The 22,612-nt window shown below is 46.5% G+C and carries 14 protein-coding genes; 2 read left to right on the top strand and 12 right to left on the bottom strand.

Going from position 1 to position 22,612, the window contains the following annotated elements; genetic code table 11:
• Nucleotides 1-24: 24 nt before the first annotated feature.
• The 9 genes from H171_RS14945 to hrcA all read right to left on the bottom strand — a co-directional run bounded on the left by H171_RS14945 (nt 25) and on the right by hrcA (nt 8,898).
• Complete coding sequence (locus H171_RS14945) at nt 25-762, bottom strand: 16S rRNA (uracil(1498)-N(3))-methyltransferase (RefSeq protein ID WP_100307544.1); 738 nt, start codon at nt 760-762, stop codon at nt 25-27.
• Nucleotides 763-782: 20 nt separating this feature from the next.
• Nucleotides 783-1,739 (bottom strand): 50S ribosomal protein L11 methyltransferase, encoded by a 957-nt coding sequence (gene prmA, locus H171_RS14950; protein WP_100305867.1) that lies wholly within the window; start codon nt 1,737-1,739, stop codon nt 783-785.
• A 9-nt stretch (nt 1,740-1,748) separates the two neighbouring features.
• The gene (locus tag H171_RS14955) at nt 1,749-2,495 is read right to left on the bottom strand and encodes a sulfite exporter TauE/SafE family protein (RefSeq protein WP_100305868.1); all 747 of its coding nucleotides are present in this window, start codon (nt 2,493-2,495) and stop codon (nt 1,749-1,751) included.
• 443 nt (nt 2,496-2,938) lie between these two features.
• Nucleotides 2,939-3,124, bottom strand: a complete 186-nt coding sequence (locus tag H171_RS24185; RefSeq protein ID WP_157803169.1) for a hypothetical protein — start codon at nt 3,122-3,124, stop codon at nt 2,939-2,941.
• A gap of 151 nt (nt 3,125-3,275) precedes the next feature.
• Complete coding sequence (locus H171_RS14965; RefSeq protein ID WP_100305870.1) at nt 3,276-3,842, bottom strand: glucan-binding protein; 567 nt, start codon at nt 3,840-3,842, stop codon at nt 3,276-3,278.
• A 40-nt stretch (nt 3,843-3,882) separates the two neighbouring features.
• The gene (gene dnaJ / locus H171_RS14970) at nt 3,883-5,016 is read right to left on the bottom strand and encodes a molecular chaperone DnaJ (protein ID WP_100305871.1); all 1,134 of its coding nucleotides are present in this window, start codon (nt 5,014-5,016) and stop codon (nt 3,883-3,885) included.
• Nucleotides 5,017-5,219: 203 nt separating this feature from the next.
• A complete protein-coding gene (gene dnaK / locus H171_RS14975) occupies nt 5,220-7,076 on the bottom strand; it encodes a molecular chaperone DnaK (RefSeq protein ID WP_100305872.1) in 1,857 nt (618 codons plus the stop codon).
• A 110-nt stretch (nt 7,077-7,186) separates the two neighbouring features.
• A complete protein-coding gene (gene grpE / locus H171_RS14980) occupies nt 7,187-7,831 on the bottom strand; it encodes a nucleotide exchange factor GrpE (RefSeq protein ID WP_100305873.1) in 645 nt (214 codons plus the stop codon).
• Between the two features lie 17 nt (nt 7,832-7,848).
• The gene (gene hrcA / locus H171_RS14985; RefSeq protein ID WP_100305874.1) at nt 7,849-8,898 is read right to left on the bottom strand and encodes a heat-inducible transcriptional repressor HrcA; all 1,050 of its coding nucleotides are present in this window, start codon (nt 8,896-8,898) and stop codon (nt 7,849-7,851) included.
• 375 nt (nt 8,899-9,273) lie between these two features.
• Between hrcA and H171_RS14990 the strand changes: the two genes are divergently transcribed.
• Nucleotides 9,274-9,843 (top strand): 3D domain-containing protein, encoded by a 570-nt coding sequence (locus H171_RS14990; protein WP_100305875.1) that lies wholly within the window; start codon nt 9,274-9,276, stop codon nt 9,841-9,843.
• Nucleotides 9,844-10,040: 197 nt separating this feature from the next.
• Nucleotides 10,041-10,763 carry a 3D domain-containing protein gene (locus tag H171_RS14995; RefSeq protein WP_100305876.1) on the top strand — a complete coding sequence of 241 codons (723 nt, stop codon included), beginning with the start codon at nt 10,041-10,043 and terminating at the stop codon, nt 10,761-10,763.
• A 95-nt stretch (nt 10,764-10,858) separates the two neighbouring features.
• Here the strand turns inward: H171_RS14995 and H171_RS15000 are convergent, their stop codons facing one another.
• From H171_RS15000 to H171_RS15010, 3 genes are all read right to left on the bottom strand, one after another.
• On the bottom strand, nt 10,859-11,362 hold the full coding sequence (locus H171_RS15000; RefSeq protein ID WP_100305877.1) for a hypothetical protein: 504 nt from the start codon (nt 11,360-11,362) through the stop codon (nt 10,859-10,861).
• A 120-nt stretch (nt 11,363-11,482) separates the two neighbouring features.
• Nucleotides 11,483-17,875 carry an InlB B-repeat-containing protein gene (locus tag H171_RS15005; RefSeq protein WP_100305878.1) on the bottom strand — a complete coding sequence of 2,131 codons (6,393 nt, stop codon included), beginning with the start codon at nt 17,873-17,875 and terminating at the stop codon, nt 11,483-11,485.
• A gap of 222 nt (nt 17,876-18,097) precedes the next feature.
• A complete protein-coding gene (locus H171_RS15010; RefSeq protein WP_100305879.1) occupies nt 18,098-22,609 on the bottom strand; it encodes an InlB B-repeat-containing protein in 4,512 nt (1,503 codons plus the stop codon).
• Between the last annotated feature and the right edge of the window lie 3 nt (nt 22,610-22,612).

The raw sequence follows: 22,612 nt of genomic DNA on the forward strand, positions 1-22,612 counted from the left end.
CGTACGTTGTTTCTCCTGGCCCTGTCAGTCTTCCAGCTGGAAGGCCAGTACGGATACAATCGCAAGGCCGGCAGTTTCCGTCCTCAGGATCCGTTTTCCAAGGGTAATTGGTTTGGCTCCGGAATTCTTTGCAAGTTCCATTTCAGAATCCTCAAAGCCTCCCTCCGGTCCGATAAATATCCCCGCGCTCATTCCTGGCTTAATGGCTGACAGGATTTTCTTCGTCTCCGCCATATCCTTTGCGTGTTCAAACGGAATGACTGTTATATCAAGATCCTTTGCAAAGGTCAGAGCCTCCTGAAACGTCATGACACCGGTCACCTCCGGTATGATAAGCCGCTTGGACTGCTTGGCAGCGCTTTCTGATACCGCCCTCCAGCGGCGAAGCTTTGATTCTTCCTTTTTTTTATCCAGCCGCACCACGGCCCGTCTGGTCTGCACCGGAATGATCTGGGATACACCAAGTTCCACAGCCTTCTGGATAATTAACTCCATTTTATCACCCTTTGGCAGTCCCTGAAACAGGTAGAGCCTGGCAGGAAGCTCAGCGCCTCCCTCATCCACCGACAGGATTTTGGCCGTAACTTCCAAAGAAGCCACTTCCAGAATCTCACACAGATAATCTTTGTCTATGCCATTGCTGATTAAAACCTGTTCTCCGGCGCCCATCCGCAGGACATTCTTCATATGATTCACATCCGGCCCCATGATCCGGATTGTATCTGCTCCAATCTGATCCTGATTAACAAAAAAGTGATACATCCTTTTCCCCGTTCCTCTTCCTACTTCTTCCTGACTGTTATAGAAATCCATTCGCCCTGATAGGTGGTTTCCACAAGCTCAAAGGCTTCATTTTCCTCAAATGCTTTCTTCACAGCCTCTTCCTTCATGTTAATAATGCCGGAAGTAATGAAAATAGCGTCTTTTTTCATGTGAACTGAAATTTCCTTCTGAAGAAGGATGATGATATCTGCCAGAATATTAGCTACCACTACATCATATTTTTCAAAGCCTGCTTTCTCCTGGATCGCCCTGTCATCAATAATATTGCCCTGTAATACCTGAAACTTATCCACAGGGATCTCATTGGCTTCCATGTTTTCTTTAACAGCAATAATGGCATTTTCATCAAGGTCTGTTCCAAATACCTCTTTGGCACCCAGCTTTAAGGCAGTGATTCCCAGAATGCCGCTTCCGGTTCCCACGTCGAGGAGGGTTGTCTCAGGAGTAATATATTTTTGCAGCTGACGGATACAAAGCTGGGTCGTCTCATGCTGTCCGGTACCAAAAGCAGTACCCGGGTCGATCTCAATCAAAAGCTTGTCCTTGTGCTCCTCCGGGATCTCCTCCCAGGTAGGTTTGATCAGGATATCATCTACCGTAAATGGCTTAAAATACTGTTTCCAGTTATTAATCCAGTCCTTATCCTCAGTCTCACCGGACACAATGGTACAATCCCCTAAATCCGTGAACATGGAAAGCTCCAAAAGTCCTTCTTCCACACGTTTTAACATGCCATCGATGTCAGAATCCGGCTCCAGATAGAAGCTGACCTTTGCAATGCCCTCATCCGGCGGAAGCTCCGGCAGAATATCGATAAACATGCCTTTTGTCTCCGCCTCCGTTAGAGGGATGTTATCCTCGATCTCAATGCCTTCTATTCCGATTTCATCAAACATGCTGCTGACTAAATCCACGGCCTCTGTCGTGGTGGTCAGTGTAAATTTTTTCCATTTCATAGCAATTCCCTATCCTTTAATAATTTTGATAAACAGACACAAAAGCACCACTAAAACAACCGGGCGCACAATCTTTAATCCATTTTTTACCACAAGGCCAGATCCGATATAATGGCCTGCTATGCAGAAAAGTCCTGATGCCAGTCCTAAGGGGATCAAAACCTTTCCATTTATTAAAAAAGTCGCCAATGCTGCAATATTAGAGGACAGGTTAATCACCTTCGTGGTGCCTGATGCGCTCCTGACATCCATTTTGGCAAATCCGGTCAAAATCAGCAGTAAAAAGGTTCCCGTACCTGGTCCGTAAAAACCGTCATAGCATCCAATGACCAGCGCTGCACCTATGCTGATCAAAAGCATCTTTTTTTCAGGCAGGCTGCTCTCTTCCTCCTGATTTCCCAGGTTTTTATTCTTAAGAACATAAAAGGCAACAACCGGAAGCACCGCCAGCATCATACCCTTTAATAGCCGCTCACTTGCAAGCATGGATAAGTGCGCTCCGATTACAGAACCAACCACAGCAAAAAGTGCGGCAATCAGAGACAGCTTTGCTTTAATATAACCGCCCTTTGCATACCTTGCCGTAGAAATCACCGTTCCCATGGTGGAACCCAATTTATTGGTTCCAATGGCCAAATGAGGAGGAACCCCTGCTGCCAGATATGCCGGAAGGGATATAAGTCCTCCACCTCCTGCAATGGAATCTACAAAACCCGCTAGAAAGACAAGAGGGCACACGATCAGATATTGGTACATAGGCTGTTTCCTTTCCTTGGCATCCGGTAACCGGACTTTCTCATTATAGTATATGAACGTTTAGCTCTCAGTTTTAAATCACAAGATATCATAACATACAATGAAATCGCTTGCAAGCGTCTAACATGTACGAAATTTAAAGGGTTATTTCGTAATTTATAAAAAAAAATATTTTTTTTGAAAAAGATGCAATAAAAACGGATGCTGGTGCATTAACTAATTGAACGGATGAAAATAACTTTTGTTTCGTTCCGATCGCAAGGGCAAAAAAATATCAAGTAAACGAAATTCCTTGATGCATTACACCCCATCACACCCGCCTGAGCGATTGGAATTGGAACAGGAACTATTTTCACAAATTACAAAGCAAAAATTTTTGTAATGAAAACAGGGGACGCACCTCATGGCCGATGCATTTCAGCCGTGTGGTGCGTCTCCTGTTTTTATGACGAAATATCCTGTTTCCCTTTTATGATTATCCACATATTGATCAACTGCTCTTTTTGTTTCCAGAACTGCATCCCAGCATATTGCCACAAAGGCCTGTAAGCTTCACTGCAAAGTACCTCTAAAGCACCTTTTATTGACTGCATATGCCGCTCCATGAGATCCCTCCATTCAATACTCATCTGATAATCTCTTTGGTAAAATTCACTTAATGAAGGTAAACAAAGTTTATCGAACCGAACTTCCTCTCCATTATTAAACATGAAATTCAAATGAAAGAAAAGGTACAGCAGAAAATTTCCGCCATACCTCTTAAAAACCATTCAAACAGATTTACTGAATCCAGGCTCCGTCAGCCCCCACCTTATATCCGTCAGGAGTGGTCGTATTGGTGAGCAGCCTTCCCTTATAACCATCGGACATGGTGTTAAAGTAATAAGCCTTTCCGTCTACAATCTGCCAGCCTATCCTCATGGTACCCATTGTACCGTCATCCATCGGATTTAAGTAATACCGGAAGCCTCCCTCATCTGTGTACCAGCCGGTCAGCATATGTCCTTCCCGGTTAAACCGGTACCATCTGCCATCGATATGCTTCCAGCAGTTCGAGGGCCAGCTTCCGTCACTGTACTGAAACCACCAGCCGGATGGGCTATAACGCCATCCTCTCTGATAGCTGTAGCTCCCGGGACCATCATCATCGTCATCATCATCGTCATCATCCCAGCAGTCAAAGGATACACTTCCTTCAACCGGCCCTTTGTTTTTTGTGCCCGAGCCGTTCCAGCCTGGAAAATCCCGGACAGACTGCCCGTCAGCGGCCATGACTGACGCCGGAAACAAAGCTGCTAACCATATAACAACGGCTGTCAGGGCCAGTTTTTTTGCAAACCTTCCCATACGTTCCCCTCCATTTAAAACCATGTACCTTCCGGAATCCTTATTTAAAGATTCCCTTCTTTTTATGTTTGTCACCTTCTACTGTGCCGTTCATGGCTTCGTCAAACTTACGAAGCGCCTCTTTTTGAACCTCTGTCATACGCTCCGGCACTGAAACCACCAAAGTGACAAAATGGTCGCCCCGAATTGCCCGGTTGCGCAGGGAAGGAACACCCTTTCCTTTTAAGCGCACCTTGGTATCCGTCTGGGTACCTGGCTTCACTTCGTATTCCACTTCTCCATCCACGGTCTTGATCCGGATGGTTCCGCCTAAAGCAGCATTTGCAAAGGAAACCGGGACCGTTGAGAAAATACTGGTATCCTGGCGTTTGAAAATCGGATGGTTGGATACCACTGCCTCTACCAGCAGATCCCCTCTCTCACCGCCATTGGTTCCCGGTTCTCCAGCACCTGCAAGACGCACGGACTGTCCGTTGTCAATTCCTGCCGGAATGGTGACTTTAAATTTCTTTCTTCTTGTAATGTATCCGCTGCCATAGCAATCCGGGCATTTGTCTTTAACAATTTTCCCGCTGCCTCCACAGTCCGGACACGTCTGAACATTCTGTATCTGTCCGAAGAAGGATTGCTGGGTATACATGATCTTTCCTTTTCCATTACATTTTGGACATGTAACAGGTGAGGTTCCCGCTTTTGCACCGCTTCCGTGACAGGAGGAACACTCTTCCTTGAAATTGATCTCAATCTCCTTCTCGCAGCCAAAAATCGCATCCTCAAAGGTGATGCGGATGCTGGTTCTGACATTGGCTCCCCTAGATGGCCCATTGTAACGGGCGCTGCTACGTCCTCCGCCAAAGATATCTCCGAATATATCTCCGAATATATCTCCCATGTCCGCTCCACTAAAATCAAAGCCGCCAAAGCCGCCTGCTCCCCCGCTTCCGTCAAAGGCAGCAGAACCGAACTGGTCGTACTGACGTCTCTTATCAGGATCGCTAAGGACACTGTAGGCCTCGGAAGCCTGCTTGAACTTCTCAGCAGCCGCAGCATCTCCGGGATTTGTGTCAGGATGGTATTTCTTAGCTAATGCCCTGTAAGCCTTCTTAATCGCTGCATCATCCGCATCTTTTGGAATGCCCAGGGTTTCATAATAATCTTTCTTACTCTCTGCCATCTTAGGTCTACCTTTCATAGATTAAGAACATTCGATTCACCTTCGGTTCACCGAACGGCCAAGTTCCCAAATACCCATCAGGGTAACTGAAAGCCTTCATTTTCTCTCGTCTTTGCTGAGGAACTCATGCCTGAAGAAATTCGGAAAAAGTGCTGTATCGCTACAACACTTTTCCAAAAGTCCTGTCTGCTGACCAGACTAGTTTACACCTCTTTGAAATCGCCGTCAACTACATCGCTGTCCTGATAGGTTGCATTATCTGCTCCCATGTCAGGGCCTGCGCCCTGGGCTCCGCCCTGCGCCTGCTCATAAACTTTTGCAAATAGAGCCTGTGCACTGTTCATCAGTCTTTCTCTGCCAGCCTTGATATCTTCAATCTGAGCATCCGTCATATCATCGATTGGGGCTCTGTTAACTGCTTCTTTTAATGCATTCAAGTCCGCTTCCACAGTTGCCTTATCGTTTGCATCGATCTTGTCTCCTACTTCCTGCAGAGCCTTCTCTGTCTGGAATACCATGGAGTCTGCATCGTTTCTTGCGTCAATGCCTTCCTTACGCTTCTTATCCTGAGCCTCATATTCAGCTGCTTCCTTAACTGCCTTATCAATATCAGAATCAGACATGTTGGAGCCGGAAGTAATGGTAATATGCTGTTCCTTGCCTGTTCCCAAGTCCTTAGCGGAAACATTTACGATACCGTTGGCATCGATATCAAAGGTAACTTCGATCTGAGGAACGCCTCTTCTTGCAGGTGGAATTCCATCCAGACGGAACTGGCCTAATGTCTTATTATCTCTTGCAAACTGTCTCTCACCCTGTACCACGTGGATATCAACCGCTGTCTGGTTGTCTGCCGCTGTGGAGAAGATCTGGCTCTTCTTTGTGGGGATCGTTGTATTTCTTTCAATCAGTCTGGTAGCAACACCGCCCATGGTCTCAATGGATAAGGAAAGAGGAGTTACGTCCAGAAGCAGAATATCGCCTGCGCCTGCATCACCTGCAAGCTTTCCGCCCTGGATGCTGGCGCCGATGGCAACACATTCATCCGGGTTCAAGGACTTGGAAGGCTCCTTGCCTGTCAGCTGTTTTACTTTCTCCTGAGCAGACAGCATACGGGTAGATCCGCCTACTAACAATACTTTTCCTAATTCTGCTGCAGTAATGCCCGCATCTCTTAATGCATTCTGTACCGGAACCGCAGTGCGCTCGATGAGATCTAATGTCAGCTCATCAAATTTTGCTCTGGTCAGGTTCATATCCAGATGCTTTGGACCTTCTGAAGTAGCAGTAATAAACGGCAGGTTGATGTTGGTGGTCGTTGCGGAGGATAATTCCTTCTTCGCCTTTTCAGCAGCTTCTCTTAATCTCTGCATAGCCATCTTATCACCGGATAAATCTACGCCCTCTGCCTTTTTAAATTCATCTACCATCCACTGGGTCACGCGGTTATCAAAATCATCACCGCCCAGACGGGTGTCGCCGTTGGTGGAGAGAACTTCGATAACACCGTCGCCGATTTCAATGATGGAAACGTCGAAGGTACCGCCGCCTAAGTCATATACCATAATCTTCTGCTCTTTTTCATTGTCAAGTCCATAAGCCAGAGCTGCTGCTGTCGGCTCGTTGATGATACGCTTTACGTCAAGACCTGCAATCTTACCGGCATCCTTGGTTGCCTGACGCTGTGCATCGTTAAAATATGCCGGTACGGTAATAACCGCTTCGGTTACTTTTTCTCCTAAATAAGCCTCTGCGTCTGCTTTTAATTTCTGAAGGATCATAGCAGATATTTCCTGAGGGCTGTAATTTTTACCGTCAATAGCAACCTTGTAGTCCGTACCAATATGTCTTTTGATGGAAGAGATGGTACGGTCAGAGTTTGTTACTGCCTGACGCTTAGCAGGCTCACCGACTAGCCTCTCACCGTTCTTTGTAAATGCAACAACGGATGGTGTGGTTCTTACGCCTTCGCTGTTTGGAATAACAACTGGTTTACCGCCTTCCATAACGGCTACGCAGCTATTTGTTGTACCTAAGTCAATACCAATGATCTTGCCCATAGTTTTTTCCTCCTAATTAATAAACAAAATATAAATGATTACCTTTTTCCTGCCCATATTGGGCATAAGGTATACCTGAAATGTATTATCTGCTTCCTGATGCCTCGTGACTAATTTGCCACCTGCACCATGGAATGCCTTACCACGCTGTCACGGTAAGTGTAACCCTTCTGAAGCTCCTGGGAGATTATATTTTCGCCCAGTGACTCATCTTCAATATGCATTACTGCATTATGGAAATTCGGATCAAACGGCATTCCAACCGCTTCAATAGGTTTTACGCCGGCTTCCTCCAGCGTTTTCATAAGCTGTTTATATATCTTATCCATTCCATCTGCAAAAGGAGCGCTTCTTTCCTCCTCGGATATTGCTGCAAGACCTCTTTCAAAATTATCAACTACCGGAAGAATCCGTTCAACGATATCCTTAGCTCCGATTTCGAACATGGCTGACTTTTCTTTTTCTGTTCTCTTGCGGTAATTATCAAATTCAGCCATGGATCTCTGAAGGCGGTCGGTCAGTTCCTCTATTTTTTCATCCCTTGGGTCTTTCTTCTCTTTCTTTTTTCCGAAAAGGCCCTTTTTTCCGGATTCTTCTTTGGAACCCTCTTCAGCCATTTCTTCTTCCGGAACATATTCCTGGGTTCCATCGTCCCCGCAGGCTTCTGCACCTTCTATTTCTTTTTCAGCGAAAACGGCATCCTCTGTATTAACAGTCTCATCTGCCAGATTCTCATCTGTTTTCACATCTTCCATGCTCAATGCTCTACCCTTTACCTTTCATCTTTTTTCAAAATGGTATCCAGCTGCGTCATGAGATTACGCAATGTGCTGAGAACCTTTTCATAATCCATCCGTTTCGGACCAATGATTCCAATGGTACCTCTTAGGCCTTCGCCCAGTTCATAGTTGGCGGTTACAATGCTGCAATCCTTCATTGCCTTAACAGGTGCCTCATCGCCAATGTAAACCTGGATTCCGGATCCGCTCTCCGTGCTGTTCATATCATCAATCAGCCCCTGCAAAAGATCCTTCTGTTCCAGCGTACCGATAAGCTTGCTGGCCCTTTCTCCGTCACTTAACTCCGGATACTTGAAAATGTTCGTGGCCCCGCTGGTATAAATCTGAAGGTCTTCATCATCACCCCGGATAGCGGCAGCCACCTCACCTAGAACCCGGTCCACCACATCACAGTGGGGCCCTGCCTGAACCTTCATCCTGCTGATCACTTCAAGATTGATCTCCTCTATGGTCAGCCCGTTAAGGGCATTGTTAAGAAGAATGTTAAGATTCAGAAGTCCTTCGTCATCTAATTCCGTATGAATGGGAATCATTGCATTCTTAATGATATTCCCCTCCACCACGATAACCACAAGAAGCTTTTCTTCATCAACCTTGGAGAGCTGGATAAACTTCAGTTTGTTCCGGTGGAATTGAGGCGCGCTGATCATTGCAGCGTAATTGGTATTCTGGGCAAGAAGCTTTGCCATCTGTTTTAACAAAAGTTCTACCCGGTCCACCCGCTTTAACATCATATCCTTGATCTCAGTGACTTCCTCTTCTTTTTCCTGCATGATCTGGTCCACATAAAAACGGTATCCTCTGTCTGAAGGAATCCTTCCGGCGGAGGTGTGAGGCTGCATGATATATCCCAGTTCCTCCAGATCAGACATCTCATTCCGGATGGTAGCAGAACTTAAGTTCAAATCCGTATACTTTGATATGGTACGGGAACCTACAGGTTCTCCGGTTTCCAGATAAGTTTTGATGATGGCTTTTAATATAGTTACTTTCCGCTCATCCAACTGATCCCTGTCACTCAAACTGCCCCACTTCCTTTCTGAGTCTTTTTGTTAGCACTCAACGTTTGGGAGTGCTAACATCTTCTTTTCATAATATATTCTTTTTTTCTACTTTTGTCAATACATTCCTAAAAACTTTTTGATGAAGTTTTTATGTCCTGTTTGTACATTTTTCCTCATTTCTAAATGAAATATTACAAAGCTGTTGACATTATCTTCTTGACTTTTAACACTTTTGTAATATAATGGTAAATATGACACCATGACAACACAATTGCGAGGTAAGGTTAAAGGAAAGATGACTTACAGCCTTAAGCTTGTGAACAGCGTGCCCCGCTTTACCGGGCATCAACCGGATTTGCCCGCATATCCGATTGATCCATTTGGAGGTAAATTATGAATAGTTTTTCAGGGAAAAAGAGGATCACCGGATTCCTGACACTTCTTTGTATCCTGCTGTTGTCAACAACTGCACTAGCAGCCGAGACTACAGGAAATGACGAAACCGTGAATCAAGTACAGTCCGAAAACTCTGGAACGGATCACCAAACCATACAAACCAGCACGGAAAATCAGGCAGCATCAGCCAGTACTGAGGAAATCGGACCTGGTATTAAGAAAAAAGAAGCTGAACCTGTAAAGCCGGAGGAGCCGGCAAAACCGGTTTATCAAAAAGGAGAATCCCTGGGACTCTTCTCCGCCACTGCATATTGTCCGGGCGAAAGCACCGGCAAACAGTGCCGTACCTATTCCGGTACGATACCGCAGCCGCAGCATACCATATCTGCAGATATCACAATTCTTCCGCTTGGAACAAAGGTCATGATCGACGATATCGTTTATACCGTTGAAGATATCGGAAGCGGCGTGAAGGGAAATAAAGTCGATATATTCTTTGCAAGCCGCAGGGAAGCATTGGATTTTGGAAGACAGACAAAAGAATTATTTGCAGTCATTGAACAGTAGAAAATGCCCATATGACCCCGCAGAACAGTGAATTACTTCACTGCTTCTGCGGTTTTTTTTTCGTCTTAACCTTGACAAATATGGAAAAATGTGTAAAATGTTTACTTGTACCTCATTTATTACAATTCTGTTACATATAATTATAAATATATTAAAACTTATTACAGATTGTAAAAAAGAAAGGAAGTATTTGTAATATGAGTAAAACAAACCGAATTCAATGGTTCCTCGGAACCTTACTAATGATGACATTTATCTTAATAAGTGCATGGAACGTTTTGGCGGCTCAGACAGCAGGTATTATTGACAATGCTGATGAGAACAACGTCAGGGGCTGGGCCCTAAACAGTTCTGATCCAAACGCTGCGGCAGAAGTAAAGATTGTTATTACCAATCAGTCAAACGGACAGGTCGTTGCAGAACTTACCACCACTGCCTCTAAGTACCGGGAGGATCTTGTATCCAACGGAACCGGAAATTACGGCTTTGAAATACCGGTTCCCTGGAGTTCCTACGGAGACGGCACTTATCTGGTAGAGGCCTATACAGGAGGCCAGAAGCTTTCCGGCACCAGAGTACATGGAGTAGGTGCTGCCGCTGCCGCAAGTCTTCAAAACAGCAACTCTAATCTTCGTTCCCTGGGGGTTTTTAAAACCACGGCCTACTGCCCGTGCCGCAAGTGCTCCGGAGGCTGGGGAGGACGTACCAGCACTGGAAGCATTGCAACCGCAAACCATACCATCTCTGTTGATCCAAGGGTCATTCCTTATGGCAGCCGCATCATGGTAAACGGGGTTGTTTATACGGCAGAGGATTGCGGAGGCGGAGTCAAGGGGAACCACATTGATATTTACTTCAATACCCATGGTGAAACCCGTGCCTATGGCACCAGGAGTGCAGAAATCTATCTTGTTCAGTAATACAAACCCCAGCAGGAAAGCCCGGTGAAGATTTTCTTTTCTCCGGGCTTTTTATAATATTTATCACATAGGGCCCAATGGTCCATTTCCGTACTTTACGTTCTCACGGCAATCTCTTTTATCATGCGCATCAGTTCTAAAGCGCTTCGGAATGCTACATAATTTCTGGATGTCAGTCTGCCGGCAACTATTCCCTGAATACTGGCGTTCTGGCGATGTTCTATTTTGACTATCAATGTTTCTTTCGCATGAACTGCACGCGAACTTAAGGTCAAACTATCCTGTAGCTGAATTTTTGCCTTTACTGGTATTTTGTTTTTTCCCTTAGTTCTGTGTGCATATTCATCTGACATTTTTTTATTAAGAAACCTTGGATTAGTGGACGACTGGGGAGTTCCAACCCAGTCGCATATTTCATCCAGTTTAAGCATTAAATCGCCTATATCGGAAAACCACACAGGTCCGTCTATATAGCAGTTAAGAATTTCACCATATAAATTTCCTTCTTTTTTTCCATGAAAACAAATAAGCATCGTACTGACCCGGTCTGTTATAGTCATGCTGCGGCAGATGTTCTGCATTTCTTCGCTTTTTATCATAGGTTTATTATCCCCCTTTTCAATCGTGCTTTGTGAGGTTTTCTTTATAGAAAGGGAAAGCAAAGGATATGCACACTTTCCCTTTCCAGCAAACGAAAGTTGCTGCTTTCCATCATGTCCTTACTGCAGCCAGGCTCCATCTCCCCCAACGGCATATCCATCAGGCGTCATCTCACTGACATACATGGATCCCAGTGGCCGTTCTTCATTGCTCTTATAGATCCATTTCTCCGTTGCCGCATCATACCGATAGGTTTCCATACTGTTCTGCTCTGTAAAGTAATACCACTTTCCTCCGATATTCCTCCAGCCCTTTGCCATCATTCCTGTCTCAGGGTCTAAATAATACCAGCGGTTGTCTTCCTTATCATGATGCCAGCCCGTCTTCATCTTTCCAAGCCAGCCGTCTGATTCTGTATTGCAGTAATACCAGTCATGCTTCTCATCACGGAACCAGCCGTAATCCATGATCCCGCTGGCATTGAAATGATACCAGCCGTTCTTGTTCACGTCTCCGTTTGCATAATCCAGCTTCGCCCACATTCCTGTCAGACGGATTCCTCCGTTTAGCACAAAGGCCCACTGGCTTCCCTTTCCTGAAAGCTCTTCCCAGTTTCCATTGGTTCCCACGATGTAGCTCTTGCTCCTGCTGGGATTGTAAGGGTTGGCTTTGATTCCGCTTCCGGTTCCTCCTCCGCCTTTGCTTCCTCCCTTGCTTCCCGAGCTCTGGATCTTATCATAGTGGTCATAACGCTCATCCAGTACTTCATCTAACGGCTTTGTCACTTCTTTCAGCTTTTCCAGCGCTTCAAGCAGTTCATCAAGGGTCGCCTTCGGAGAAGTACGGTCCAGTATCTCCAGGGCCTCTTCGATTGCTTCCTTAAGCTTCTCTGTCTCCTTTAATGTCAGGAAATAGTCATCGCTCTTATCAATCGCGTTCTTTATGGCATCCTCCAGCTCTTTCCTGGCATCAGTTACTTCCTTCTGATTGTTCTCGTAGTAGGCATAGACATAGGTTTTCCGGCTGATCTCCCGGTCCGGATCGAACTCACTTAAGCGGTCCTCCCGATAACTCCAGCCTACATAGCTGTACTCTACGCCTTCTTCACTGATGAAAATATCTGCCGGTTCTTCCACCTGGCCATACTCATAGGAATAATACCAGTCACTGGGAGCCTCTCCCTTTCTTACCTTGAAGTAATACTGGTACCTCGGAAGGGCTGTCTGGTTTAAGAAGTAGAGCCGGTATGCCCTGGAATACACCATCACATACCTCATTCCTGCCTGGGCCGTAAAGGTAAACAGCCCTCCGGTCTCTTCCGGATCATCTGACATCTCCACAAGCTCCGCCTGGACCGAACCGTCAAACGGGTCCGTAAAAATCCGGTACAGCTGGTAGTCCATCATGCCCACATCATCCTTACCTAACTGGATATAGGTGACGAATTCTGCATCCGATGGCGTGGCCATGGCCGTCTTTCTTCCATTGACATATCGTTCAATGTCTACATTCAGTCCCCAGGCTGCTTTAAACGCCTGGCTGTGGTCGCTGTCATACTCCGGCGAGGCCTTTACTGCATTGGATTCCGTGGCCTTTGCTGCATTCTTCGTATATACCACCTTATAGGTTACATCTGCATGGTTCTGATCCATCAGGATCCGGTCTGCATCGGTCGTCAGCTCCTCCTCCAGTTCCGGTATCTCTCCCGGATCAAGGGCGATTTCATTCTCACTTCCTCCACGGATCTCATCAACCACCGTTGCATTGCTCGGACTGGCAACCGGACGGGTATAATAAGCCGTAAACACCAGATTGGTATCCGGCATATCAAAGGCAAGCTCTCTCTCATACAGCTTTCCGGTAAGACCTGGCACTGATCCTATGGTGTTCTTCCAGTACAGGAACGTCTCTCCTGCTCCATTGGTCTCTTCTGCTGTAATTACCACACGGTCTCCCTTATGGGCTTCCTCATATCTGGCTGCGTCAATCGCTTCCTGATCAACACTTACCACACGGCCTTCCAGGGTCTCCACGATGTAGTTGGGGATCTCCAATGCTCCCCCTGGGTCCGTAGTGATCACTGATCCGTCCGGCATCCGGCTTTCTGCCGTGATTTCGGTCTCTCCCTTTGGTCTGGCTACCACGATGTACTCCTCGTTGTAATTCAGCCCGGAAAAAGTCACACTTCCCGGATTTCCTGTCACGGCCTGCCAGCCGTCACTTCCGGTCTCCGTGGTAACGATGACCGTTCCCTCCTTACTTAAGACCGCATAATCCGACTTCTTATCGGCAGGCTTGATCACAAGCACTGTTTTTCCTTCGTGGTTCTCATCAAATAAGATCTGGTAGTTGGTCTCCACCACAGGGGTCAGTACCTCCACCGGGTCACTGATGTTCCCTTCAGTATCTCCGATCTGGTTCCCCACGATTGCATGCACATTTCCTGCTGCCTCATACACAAGGTACCTGGCTCCCGGGTAGAGTCCGTCAAAATATACCCGGCCTGCAATGGTTCCCGTCTGCACTCCCACGATGTTTCCTTCCAGGTCGGTTATGATGTACTGGTAGCCTGCCGTGGTGTGGTAAACGGTGATCTTTCCCTTTCCTTCCCCGTTAAGTCCGGTGGAAGCATCGGGAGCTGCCACATCCGTTCCGAATACTGCCGGATCCTGATAGAAACGTATGGTATAGGTATGTCCATTCTTTAATACATCAGCTGCTTCCACATCCAAGTCCCCGTCATACCAGCCATCCACCAGATAGTTGATCTCCGGCACATAGCCCGGTATCTGGCCTGCAATGTCCCCCCAGGTCCTGTCATACTGGATATGCAGGGAGGTAATGCTTCCGTCTGCCAGAGAACCGTGTTCTCCTGCTGCAAACTGGATGTCGATCCATTTCTCCGGGTCCTCTTCAAACAGGGCCGTAACAGTCGCATCTCCGGTAAAACGGTGATCTTCTGTCAGAAGCTGCTCTCCGCCATTCAATGTCCCGTTTCCATCCTGGTCTATAAACCAACCGGCAAACCGGTAATACTGGTCCGCCAGTGTCATGGGAACCAGGCGTTTTTCCTTTACCGTACTCCAGGTATAACTGTCGGTCTGACCTGCTGCAGAACCATCATTTCCAAGAACTGAAGTACTATATACCCCGCTTCCCAAAGTTTGTTCTACTACGTCAGGGGACACACCGTTTCCATGGGAGATGGAACCGTGAGCTCCAGTCCGATAGGTGATCTGATACCATTTTGACGGAACACGGTCATACCGGTAGCTGACGGTTAAGTCATCGCTTGGCATGATCCCTGAATAATCATGGCCGGTATCAAAGCTTCCGCTTAAATCCGGTACTGCTGCCGCACTTTCATAGCTATAACCGTACAATTCCCGGTATTCTGTGCCGACCGCTGTATCCGCTGTTTTCTGCTGGACCTCCGGAATAACGATATTCCTTAAGTTATTATCAGTCGAATCATTATCCAGATAATTAACCGTAAACCGGTAGCCTTCCCCTGTTGCTTCATATACATATGTAATTTCTACCGGCTGGTTCGGCATGAAGCCCATAAAACCACCGCTGCTTCCAAAGCTTCCCTGGACTGCACTGACCAGATTCCCATCCGAATCATCCGCAGTATCTCCGGCTGTTATGCTTCCTGATACAAACTGATATCCGTATATATCCAGCGGACTTGTGCTTATGGCATCCTCCGGGTAATACGGCGTTACACCAGGCGCATGGATCACGGTTCCGTTCCCCGTCACATAGCGCACCGTCAGATCCGATCTGGCCGCCGGATTATTCCAGTCTACCTTGTATGCGTATTTCACAGCCGCATCCTGTCCCGGCATCCTTCCGGCAAATTCCCCGGTCGAGCCGTTAAAGGTTCCGATCGGCGCTGCTCCCAGTCCGTCATAGTTATATTCAGCGGGGCTGGTCAGGGAATCCGAAAGACTCCACAGATACCCATGGATGTTCTTTTTCTGGGACTGGATCACCGACTCCACAGAATAGGTATTTGCCGTGGTCGTCGACTGGAACACGATGGAGCCGTTCTGATTGGTGTAATCCACCGTATAATCAAACTTCACATTAGAGTCCGGCTCCCATATGGCATAATAGGTAACTGGATCTTCTGGATATACAGCCGGCAGGGAGGAGATGTATTCCGGACTGGTATGGCTGTTTACCTTGCTCCATCCCTTGAACACGTATCCGTACCTGCTCACACTGGGAAGCAGGGCATTTACGCTGTTTCCGGCCGTTCCGGTCAGGGTTTGCGGCTGAGGTGTACCTCCGTTGACTACAAAAGCAATGGAGGCATCGATACGGGTGTATTCATAGGTAACTACCACATCCTGCCCCGGCATAGTCCCGGTTATTTTTCCAAAATCTGTTTCTTCTGTTTCCACCGCAGTTAAGGTACTGCCGGTCCCCTGGTCAATGGAAGTTCCGGTAAACTCATACCCGGAAATAGCCGATGGCGGCGAAATAACCACCCCATCTCCCGATGCAAAGGACAGGCTGGGCGTATCCGGTGCACCGGTCACGGTTCCTCCTGTAGCAAAATCCCGATAAACAAAGCTAACGGTGTAGCCATTGCGTTTCAATACTGTATTTTTTGAATTATTTAAAGCAGAGGATCCCACTGTAGCAAAGATCCCGGCCCCATTTCCTACATCCGCATCTGCAAAATAGTTGTCTGCAAACGGGCAGGAGGAAATGCTTCCGGAATACTCAACCGAAGGAACGGCTATAACGACTTCCTGCCCCGTGGCTGTTGACTCCCCGACAGACGCCTCCGGAACTTGCTGGGAAGTTACACCGATCCGTGAGGCGTCAAGATCTCCCTCTACGGTAATGTGCTTCCCATCTGCCAGATAGACATTTGCTTTTTCTCCTGCAGTATTTGTATTGTCCGAAATAATTATTTCATTCCGGGCAGAAAAAGTACCGGTACTTTCAAATTGAACCGCACCTTTTCCCGCTGCAGGTCTGTTGCTCTTTATCTCAATTCCACTGTCTCCGCCATTAAGCACAAAATTCGTACTTCCCAGAATTTCTACTGCGCTTCCATTATTATTCTGAAGAGTCAGTTCATTATTTAATTCTAAAGTTCCTCTGCTTGCCTGAATCATTGAAGCAGCATCTGTCAAAGTTCCATTGGTTCCATCCATAATAATATCTGTAAATGAAAGCCCGAAGTTATTATTATTTGAAAACATTTCACCAGCAAATCCATTGGCACGGGCCAGCGTCACACGGGCACCGGCAGTAGGAGCTCCCCCTAATGTCATATCAGTACTGGAAATGACAATTTTCGTATTCGAATTTGTTATGCTGCTGAAATCAATCGTAGAATTAATAGGATTATAATCTTGAATAAAAATATATGCATTTTTCCCGTTGCATTTAGCAATTGCCGCCTCTATGGTCTGTAATGGCTCACTAAATATTCCTGAGTTACTATTGCTGCCATATTGAGAAGAAACATAGTACGCCGCCTCTTTCATTGCAAAAGCAACTCTCCGATGTACAATTTCATAAGGCCGTACCGTAAACATCCAGGAATAGGATATAGAACAGTCACTGGACAATGCGGAAGACGCCGCGGATTCCTTAAACATATTCGTACATCGCTCGCTAAAACTTCCCGCCCATTTCGTTGTCGTAGGTTCCGTTATTCCAAGAGTCGGGTCATCTGTAATCACATCAACAACAACCGCCTTATTTGCAGTCTCCCTCATATAAAATCCCCGGGCTGTTTTATACATATCTTTTGTAAGACTGCCATTGATTTGTAGATCATAGGCGCTGCCCAGCCAGAAGGTACGGCCGTCGGACGGCATTGTGCCTCCTACATGAGCAAGATAATAATCTACCAGCATATATTTGCCATCCGAACTGGGAGTGGTCGTGACCTTCATCTCAATACGTGTTTCATTTGCGCCCGATCCGAATTTAAGCAATTCTGTATACCCGTTGTAATAACCATTAAAAGAACCGGTGATTGCATTACCTTCAGAATCATGCTGACCATGTTTTGCGGAATAATACTTTCCGCTGCCGAGAGTTATTTGTGTATCCGGTGTATAAAGACCCGTTACATTGGCTGGTACCGGTGTTATCTTAGAATTGCTGGTAGCTTCATCTGCCGCCATGAAAAGATAACTGGGAAAACCATACCAGCTATAAGTAAACTGCATATTGCCGGTACTGTAAGTATCACTCTGCCCCGCTTTTTTTCCTGCAAGCTCAAAACGCCAGCTTGTGCCTCCGGAGCCAGTACTGGAATAATCATTACTCCACTTCCACGTCTGGTTGATATTATCACTTGCAGAAAGTCCAAGATTCGTGCTTCCCAGTTCCGGAATATAGGCAAATGCAATTACCGTCTCCTGAAAAGTAAGTCCGGCTATCAGGCATACGGAAAGGACCATTGCCAAAATACGTTTCCAAACCATATAAACATTACGGATCCTTTCTTTTTTCCTTTCTTCCTTTCGTTCCATGTTTCCTCCTTTTAAAAGACCGATTTATAACTTCACCTTAAATCAGTGCTCTTTGTTCTTACCTCAATCTCCCTTACCATTGACTCAGGCCCCAGATGCTTCGGAAACCTGTTTCTCCTTTAGGCGTCAGCCATCCGCTTATCCATGATCCTTTTAAAGAAAGGGAGAGTGCCAGATAATCCAGACACTTTCCCCTCCTATGAAGAATGATTTCAATTTAAACTATGGGGTTTCCGGTGTCCATTTCCCGCTTTCATCCACATAATATCCATCCGGGGTCACTTCAGCCCGGTACAGGGAACCCAGCGGACGTTCTGACTGACCGGCATAAGCCCATTTCCCGGTTGCTTTATCCAGATACCATGTCTGCTGACTGTTTTCCTGTGTCAGGTAATACCATGCGCCGTCTATTTTCTGCCAGCCGGTAAGCATAGCACCGTTAAACAGATTTAAGTAGTACCATCTTCCATCATTATCATCAAGATGCCAGCCGGTCTTAAGGCGTCCGAACCAACCATCGTGAACGGTGGTTAAGAAATACCATTTCCCTTCTTCATCTAAAAACCATCCGCTGTCCATTACCCCTTCCTGGTCAAAATGGTATGTATAGATCAGGGTGGTCCCATTATAGGTATATCTGATATTTGCCCACTGGTCTTTTAATTTTGTTCCGCTGCTTAATAGGAAGGACCAGCCATTGGCTGCCGGATTAAAATTCTCCCAGTGACCGTCAACATCATTTGTATAAGTCTTATAACTTCCAAAACGGTAAGCACCCGGTCCCACGCTACTGCTGGAACTGCTCATTCCGGAACTGCTGCCTCCTCCAGAACCGCTTCCGCCTCCGGATCCATTTCCGCCTCCGGATCCATTTCCGCCTCCGGATCCATTTCCGCCTCCAGAGCCATTGTCTCCTCCGGAACCATTGTTTCCACCAGAGCCATTGTCTCCTCCGGAGCCATTGCCATTTCTGATTCCGTCAACAATATCCTTTAATGTCTGATAAGCCTGATCCAGCTCATCAATCGTGGGACGGGGCAGAGTATCACGCACTACAATTGCATCATGGATTGCATCGGTCAATGTATTTCTGTCTTCTTCACTTACCGAACCATTGTTTTTCAAAGCATTAGCTGTATTGATTTCATCCTCCAGCCGGTTCTTTGCCTCCTGCCACAAGGAATCATCCTCCTGTTCATACACTGCGTACAGTTGGAGATTTTTGTTAATCGGAGCCGTTATATCATAAAAACCTGCGGTAGCCAAAGGCTGTTTTTTTAATCCTGTAAATTCATATACAATACCGGTAACCGGATCCGTGTAGTCTTCCAAGCATTCAAGATCCATATATCCGTCTGTATCTTCTAAAGTACTTCCGGCTCTTGCTTTAAGACTTGCCACCGAACCTCTTATCGTATCGGTAACGGTAACCGTATATGATTTGGAATAAGTTAAGATAATCGTGTCCCCAACATTTGCATCAAATAAGAATGTACCGGTAAAACCGGCATCCGGATCATTCAGATCAGGTTCCAAAGGCATAATCTCCGTACATACCGGATCGCTATCCGCATTTTCAACCTTCCACAACTGGTAATCCATATTTCCCAGAAGGCTGGTATCCAGGGTACCATAAACCTGAATATCAGGTGTGTGGTTCCCATCGGAGGGCAGTGCTTTATTAATGCCATCCACCTTTCTCGACAATGAGATTCCTAAAACCCAGGGGATCTTTAATGCTTCACTATCCACTGCAGCAGCATCTCTCACTGCATTGGACTCCGTAGCAGTCGGTACATTTCTCCGGTCAAATTTAACCGTATATTCCACTTTATGCCCTGATGTCAGCAAACCTGGATCGGAAGAATTGTCAATCAGGTCGAGTTTTAACGCTTCCAACAGATCCGTTTGCATATTGAGAGCAAACGTTCCATTTTTAGGGGAATAATCTACCGTTGCATTGGATGAGGTCGCCGTGGCTGGTACGGACTCATACCGTGCCTGAAGAACTACGTCGCCGGCCGGCATAATAACCCATGGATTCTGCTGTTCTGCCTGAGATGCAGTAAGAGACATAGAGCCAATCAGGCAATCCCACCGCTTAAAACTGTACCCGGTTATATCAGGGGCTTTAATCCTTATCTTATCCCCTTCCCGGACACTGACCTGGGTTGCTCCTTCTTCAATCTCCAAGGGTACGTTATTTCTGGTAACCTCCGCCACATAGCCTCCGTTTGTGATATACAGAGTATAAGTCTGATTTTGCACCAGAGAGGATTCTTCCAGGAAAATGGGATTTCCCAGCAATATCTTTTCAGACGGAGACTCTGTTTCTCCCAAATGCTTTGCAACTACCGTATATTCCCGGCCGGATTCCAGACCTGGGAATTCTGCAAAAGCCGGATTTCCTGCGGCTTCTAACCAGCCGTCTGCTGATCCTTCCTGTGAAACGGCATTTCCATTACCATCAAGCAGCGCATACAGCGTATCCGCCGCTGTTGGACTGATCCTGATTTTCTTTCTGCCTTCATTTCCATCATTTGCTATGGCATAGTTATTTGCAAGAGTGACAATGCCTACCCTTGCAGGCTGGCTTATCAGGGAGCCATCCACATGACCGGTCAGTGGTTCCCCTGTTACAGGTGCCGCAGTCAATGATAGTTCATACACATAATAATAGGTACAGGGATTGAGCCCTGTAAATTTCCCGCTCTGCAACTGGGAACCTGTCATGGTGGATATGACGATTCCGTCTGCATCCGCAACTGCATACTTTCTCTCTTCGTTAGCACCATTGATTCTGATCTGTCCGGTTCCATCTGCTGATACAGAACCATCTGCATCAGGAATGCTTAAAATCCCGTCATCACCTGCCATTAGCGTGAACCTGGCCGTATAGCTGTGATTGGAAAGAATCTGCAGATCATTTTGTACCTGGTTTCCATTCTCATCATACCAGCCTGCAAACATATAATTGTCATCTGGCTGAAGCGAGGGAAGCGCCAGATCTGTCCATATCGTTCCTCTTGCTACATGGGCCGAAGTGGCTCCTGAAACAATACTTCCATGGCTTCCGGATACAAAGTTTAAATCAAACCACTCATTGGGGTCCTCTTCAAAATTGGCATATAGCTTTAGGTTCCCGGTTATCTCCACATCCCCGGTAAGCTTTGCACCGGTTTTTCCTGTTCCGTTTGCGTTTGCTTTATACCATCCGTCAAATAAATAATGTGTCGCCGCCGACGGAGTGATGCTCTGAGTCAATTCATCAATTGTATAGGTATCCAGCCTGAAAAACCTGGGAGAGGGATCTCCCGACAGATTTCCGTTCGCACCATTATAATAATCAATACGGGCCCAGTAGTTAGGATCCGTCAAATCCTCGTTATAGGTAATGGTAACAGAACCTCCGACAATGTCCGTATTAAAGGTCAGCTTTTCGCTTGCCTCATCCAGAACGGAGTTGGAGAAATTACCGTTCCACGTGATATTCGGCGGATAAGAATATCCTGATTTTCTTTCTATATCCAGATCTACAAGTTCAGTCGGGGATACGGACAAATTCTGCTGTTGTTCAAGAATGTTGTTATGATTGTCCACCGTGTTTACAATAATATGGGTCGTATAAGACGGATCAATCTGATACCTATAGGTGATTACCACCATTTGATTGGGCATCTTTCCTGTATAATTCTTATCTGCATCAAAGCTGCAGCCAGCCGAAGCCGCCGAATAGATTCCTCTGTTTACTAAATCATCTGTATCTCCAAATCCGGCCTTCAGTTCTGCACCGGTAAGTTCATATGCCGTTATAGCAGCAGGTGCAACAGAGAAGGCTGTTTCTGCAGAGTAAGCATATGCATCCGGTGTTTTTATAGCAGTACCGTCTCCATCAACGTACTCTACCCGCAATGTAAATTTTTTGCTGGTATCCGGTTCATAACGATAGGCAACCGTAAGATCATCGTTAGGCATGTATCCCCGGATCGCGTTGGTAGAAGTGTTGATAGCAGCGGCCGCTTCCAATGTTCCGGCCCCGCTCGCATCGTCAAATCTTCTGATCTTGTTATTTTTTATCAGCACTGATTTCAGCTTATACCCCGGTATGTTCCTTTTATAGGTGGCTGAAACCGGTGTATTGGCCGTCACTGGATTCGTCCAGGTTCCGTCATCATAAAACCGGATCATCTGGCTATCGTCGTCTGATGGCCATGCGGATTGGCTGGTACCGTCAGTTATGCTGTCTCTTGCCGAATTTAAATCACGGTAATGCATGACCGTGAAATCAAACTGGCTGCTGCTGTTGCCATTCCAAACCGCCTTATAGGTTTCCGGTGACTCATAGGGGAAAGCATAAGGCAGGTTAAGAACCTTATTTCCATTTTCGTTATACCAGCCGTCAAAGGTATAGCCCGGCCACTCAACCTGGAATTCCGGAAGCTTGGGCCTTGGTCCGGAGCCTTTGTCCTCTGTTTCAATGCCGCTAAAATCTCCAGATGAACTTAGGGCAAATCCTGCCTGTCCCGTGGCATAGGAAATGTTATTTTCATATCTTGGTACATTCGCATATGTAGAATGCGACAGATTCGGTCCCTTCTGCGGATCAAATTGAACGACAGAAGGATCGCCGTATCCTAGCGTTGCTGCAGATGCGGGCGGTGCCGCCATGGTAATAACCATGGCGGCTGCCAGTATCAATGCAGTCTGCGCTTTCCATTTCTTCATGTTTTTCATTGT

Source organism: [Clostridium] celerecrescens 18A (genome assembly GCF_002797975.1).
Classification (GTDB): Bacteria; Bacillota; Clostridia; order Lachnospirales; family Lachnospiraceae; genus Lacrimispora; species Lacrimispora celerecrescens.

What these genes read in the sequence shown, in the direction of transcription:
- H171_RS14945 (WP_100307544.1), bottom strand. Translation starts at nt 762, where the DNA reads ATGTATCACTTTTTTGTTAATCAGGATCAGATTGGAGCAGATACAATC.
- prmA (WP_100305867.1), bottom strand. Translation starts at nt 1,739, where the DNA reads ATGAAATGGAAAAAATTTACACTGACCACCACGACAGAGGCCGTGGAT.
- H171_RS14955 (WP_100305868.1), bottom strand. Translation starts at nt 2,495, where the DNA reads ATGTACCAATATCTGATCGTGTGCCCTCTTGTCTTTCTAGCGGGTTTT.
- H171_RS24185 (WP_157803169.1), bottom strand. Translation starts at nt 3,124, where the DNA reads ATGAGTATTGAATGGAGGGATCTCATGGAGCGGCATATGCAGTCAATA.
- H171_RS14965 (WP_100305870.1), bottom strand. Translation starts at nt 3,842, where the DNA reads ATGGGAAGGTTTGCAAAAAAACTGGCCCTGACAGCCGTTGTTATATGG.
- dnaJ (WP_100305871.1), bottom strand. Translation starts at nt 5,016, where the DNA reads ATGGCAGAGAGTAAGAAAGATTATTATGAAACCCTGGGCATTCCAAAA.
- dnaK (WP_100305872.1), bottom strand. Translation starts at nt 7,076, where the DNA reads ATGGGCAAGATCATTGGTATTGACTTAGGTACAACAAATAGCTGCGTA.
- grpE (WP_100305873.1), bottom strand. Translation starts at nt 7,831, where the DNA reads ATGGAAGATGTGAAAACAGATGAGAATCTGGCAGATGAGACTGTTAAT.
- H171_RS14990 (WP_100305875.1), top strand. Translation starts at nt 9,274, where the DNA reads ATGAATAGTTTTTCAGGGAAAAAGAGGATCACCGGATTCCTGACACTT.
- H171_RS14995 (WP_100305876.1), top strand. Translation starts at nt 10,041, where the DNA reads ATGAGTAAAACAAACCGAATTCAATGGTTCCTCGGAACCTTACTAATG.
- H171_RS15000 (WP_100305877.1), bottom strand. Translation starts at nt 11,362, where the DNA reads ATGATAAAAAGCGAAGAAATGCAGAACATCTGCCGCAGCATGACTATA.
- H171_RS15005 (WP_100305878.1), bottom strand. Translation starts at nt 17,875, where the DNA reads ATGGAACGAAAGGAAGAAAGGAAAAAAGAAAGGATCCGTAATGTTTAT.
- H171_RS15010 (WP_100305879.1), bottom strand. Translation starts at nt 22,609, where the DNA reads ATGAAAAACATGAAGAAATGGAAAGCGCAGACTGCATTGATACTGGCA.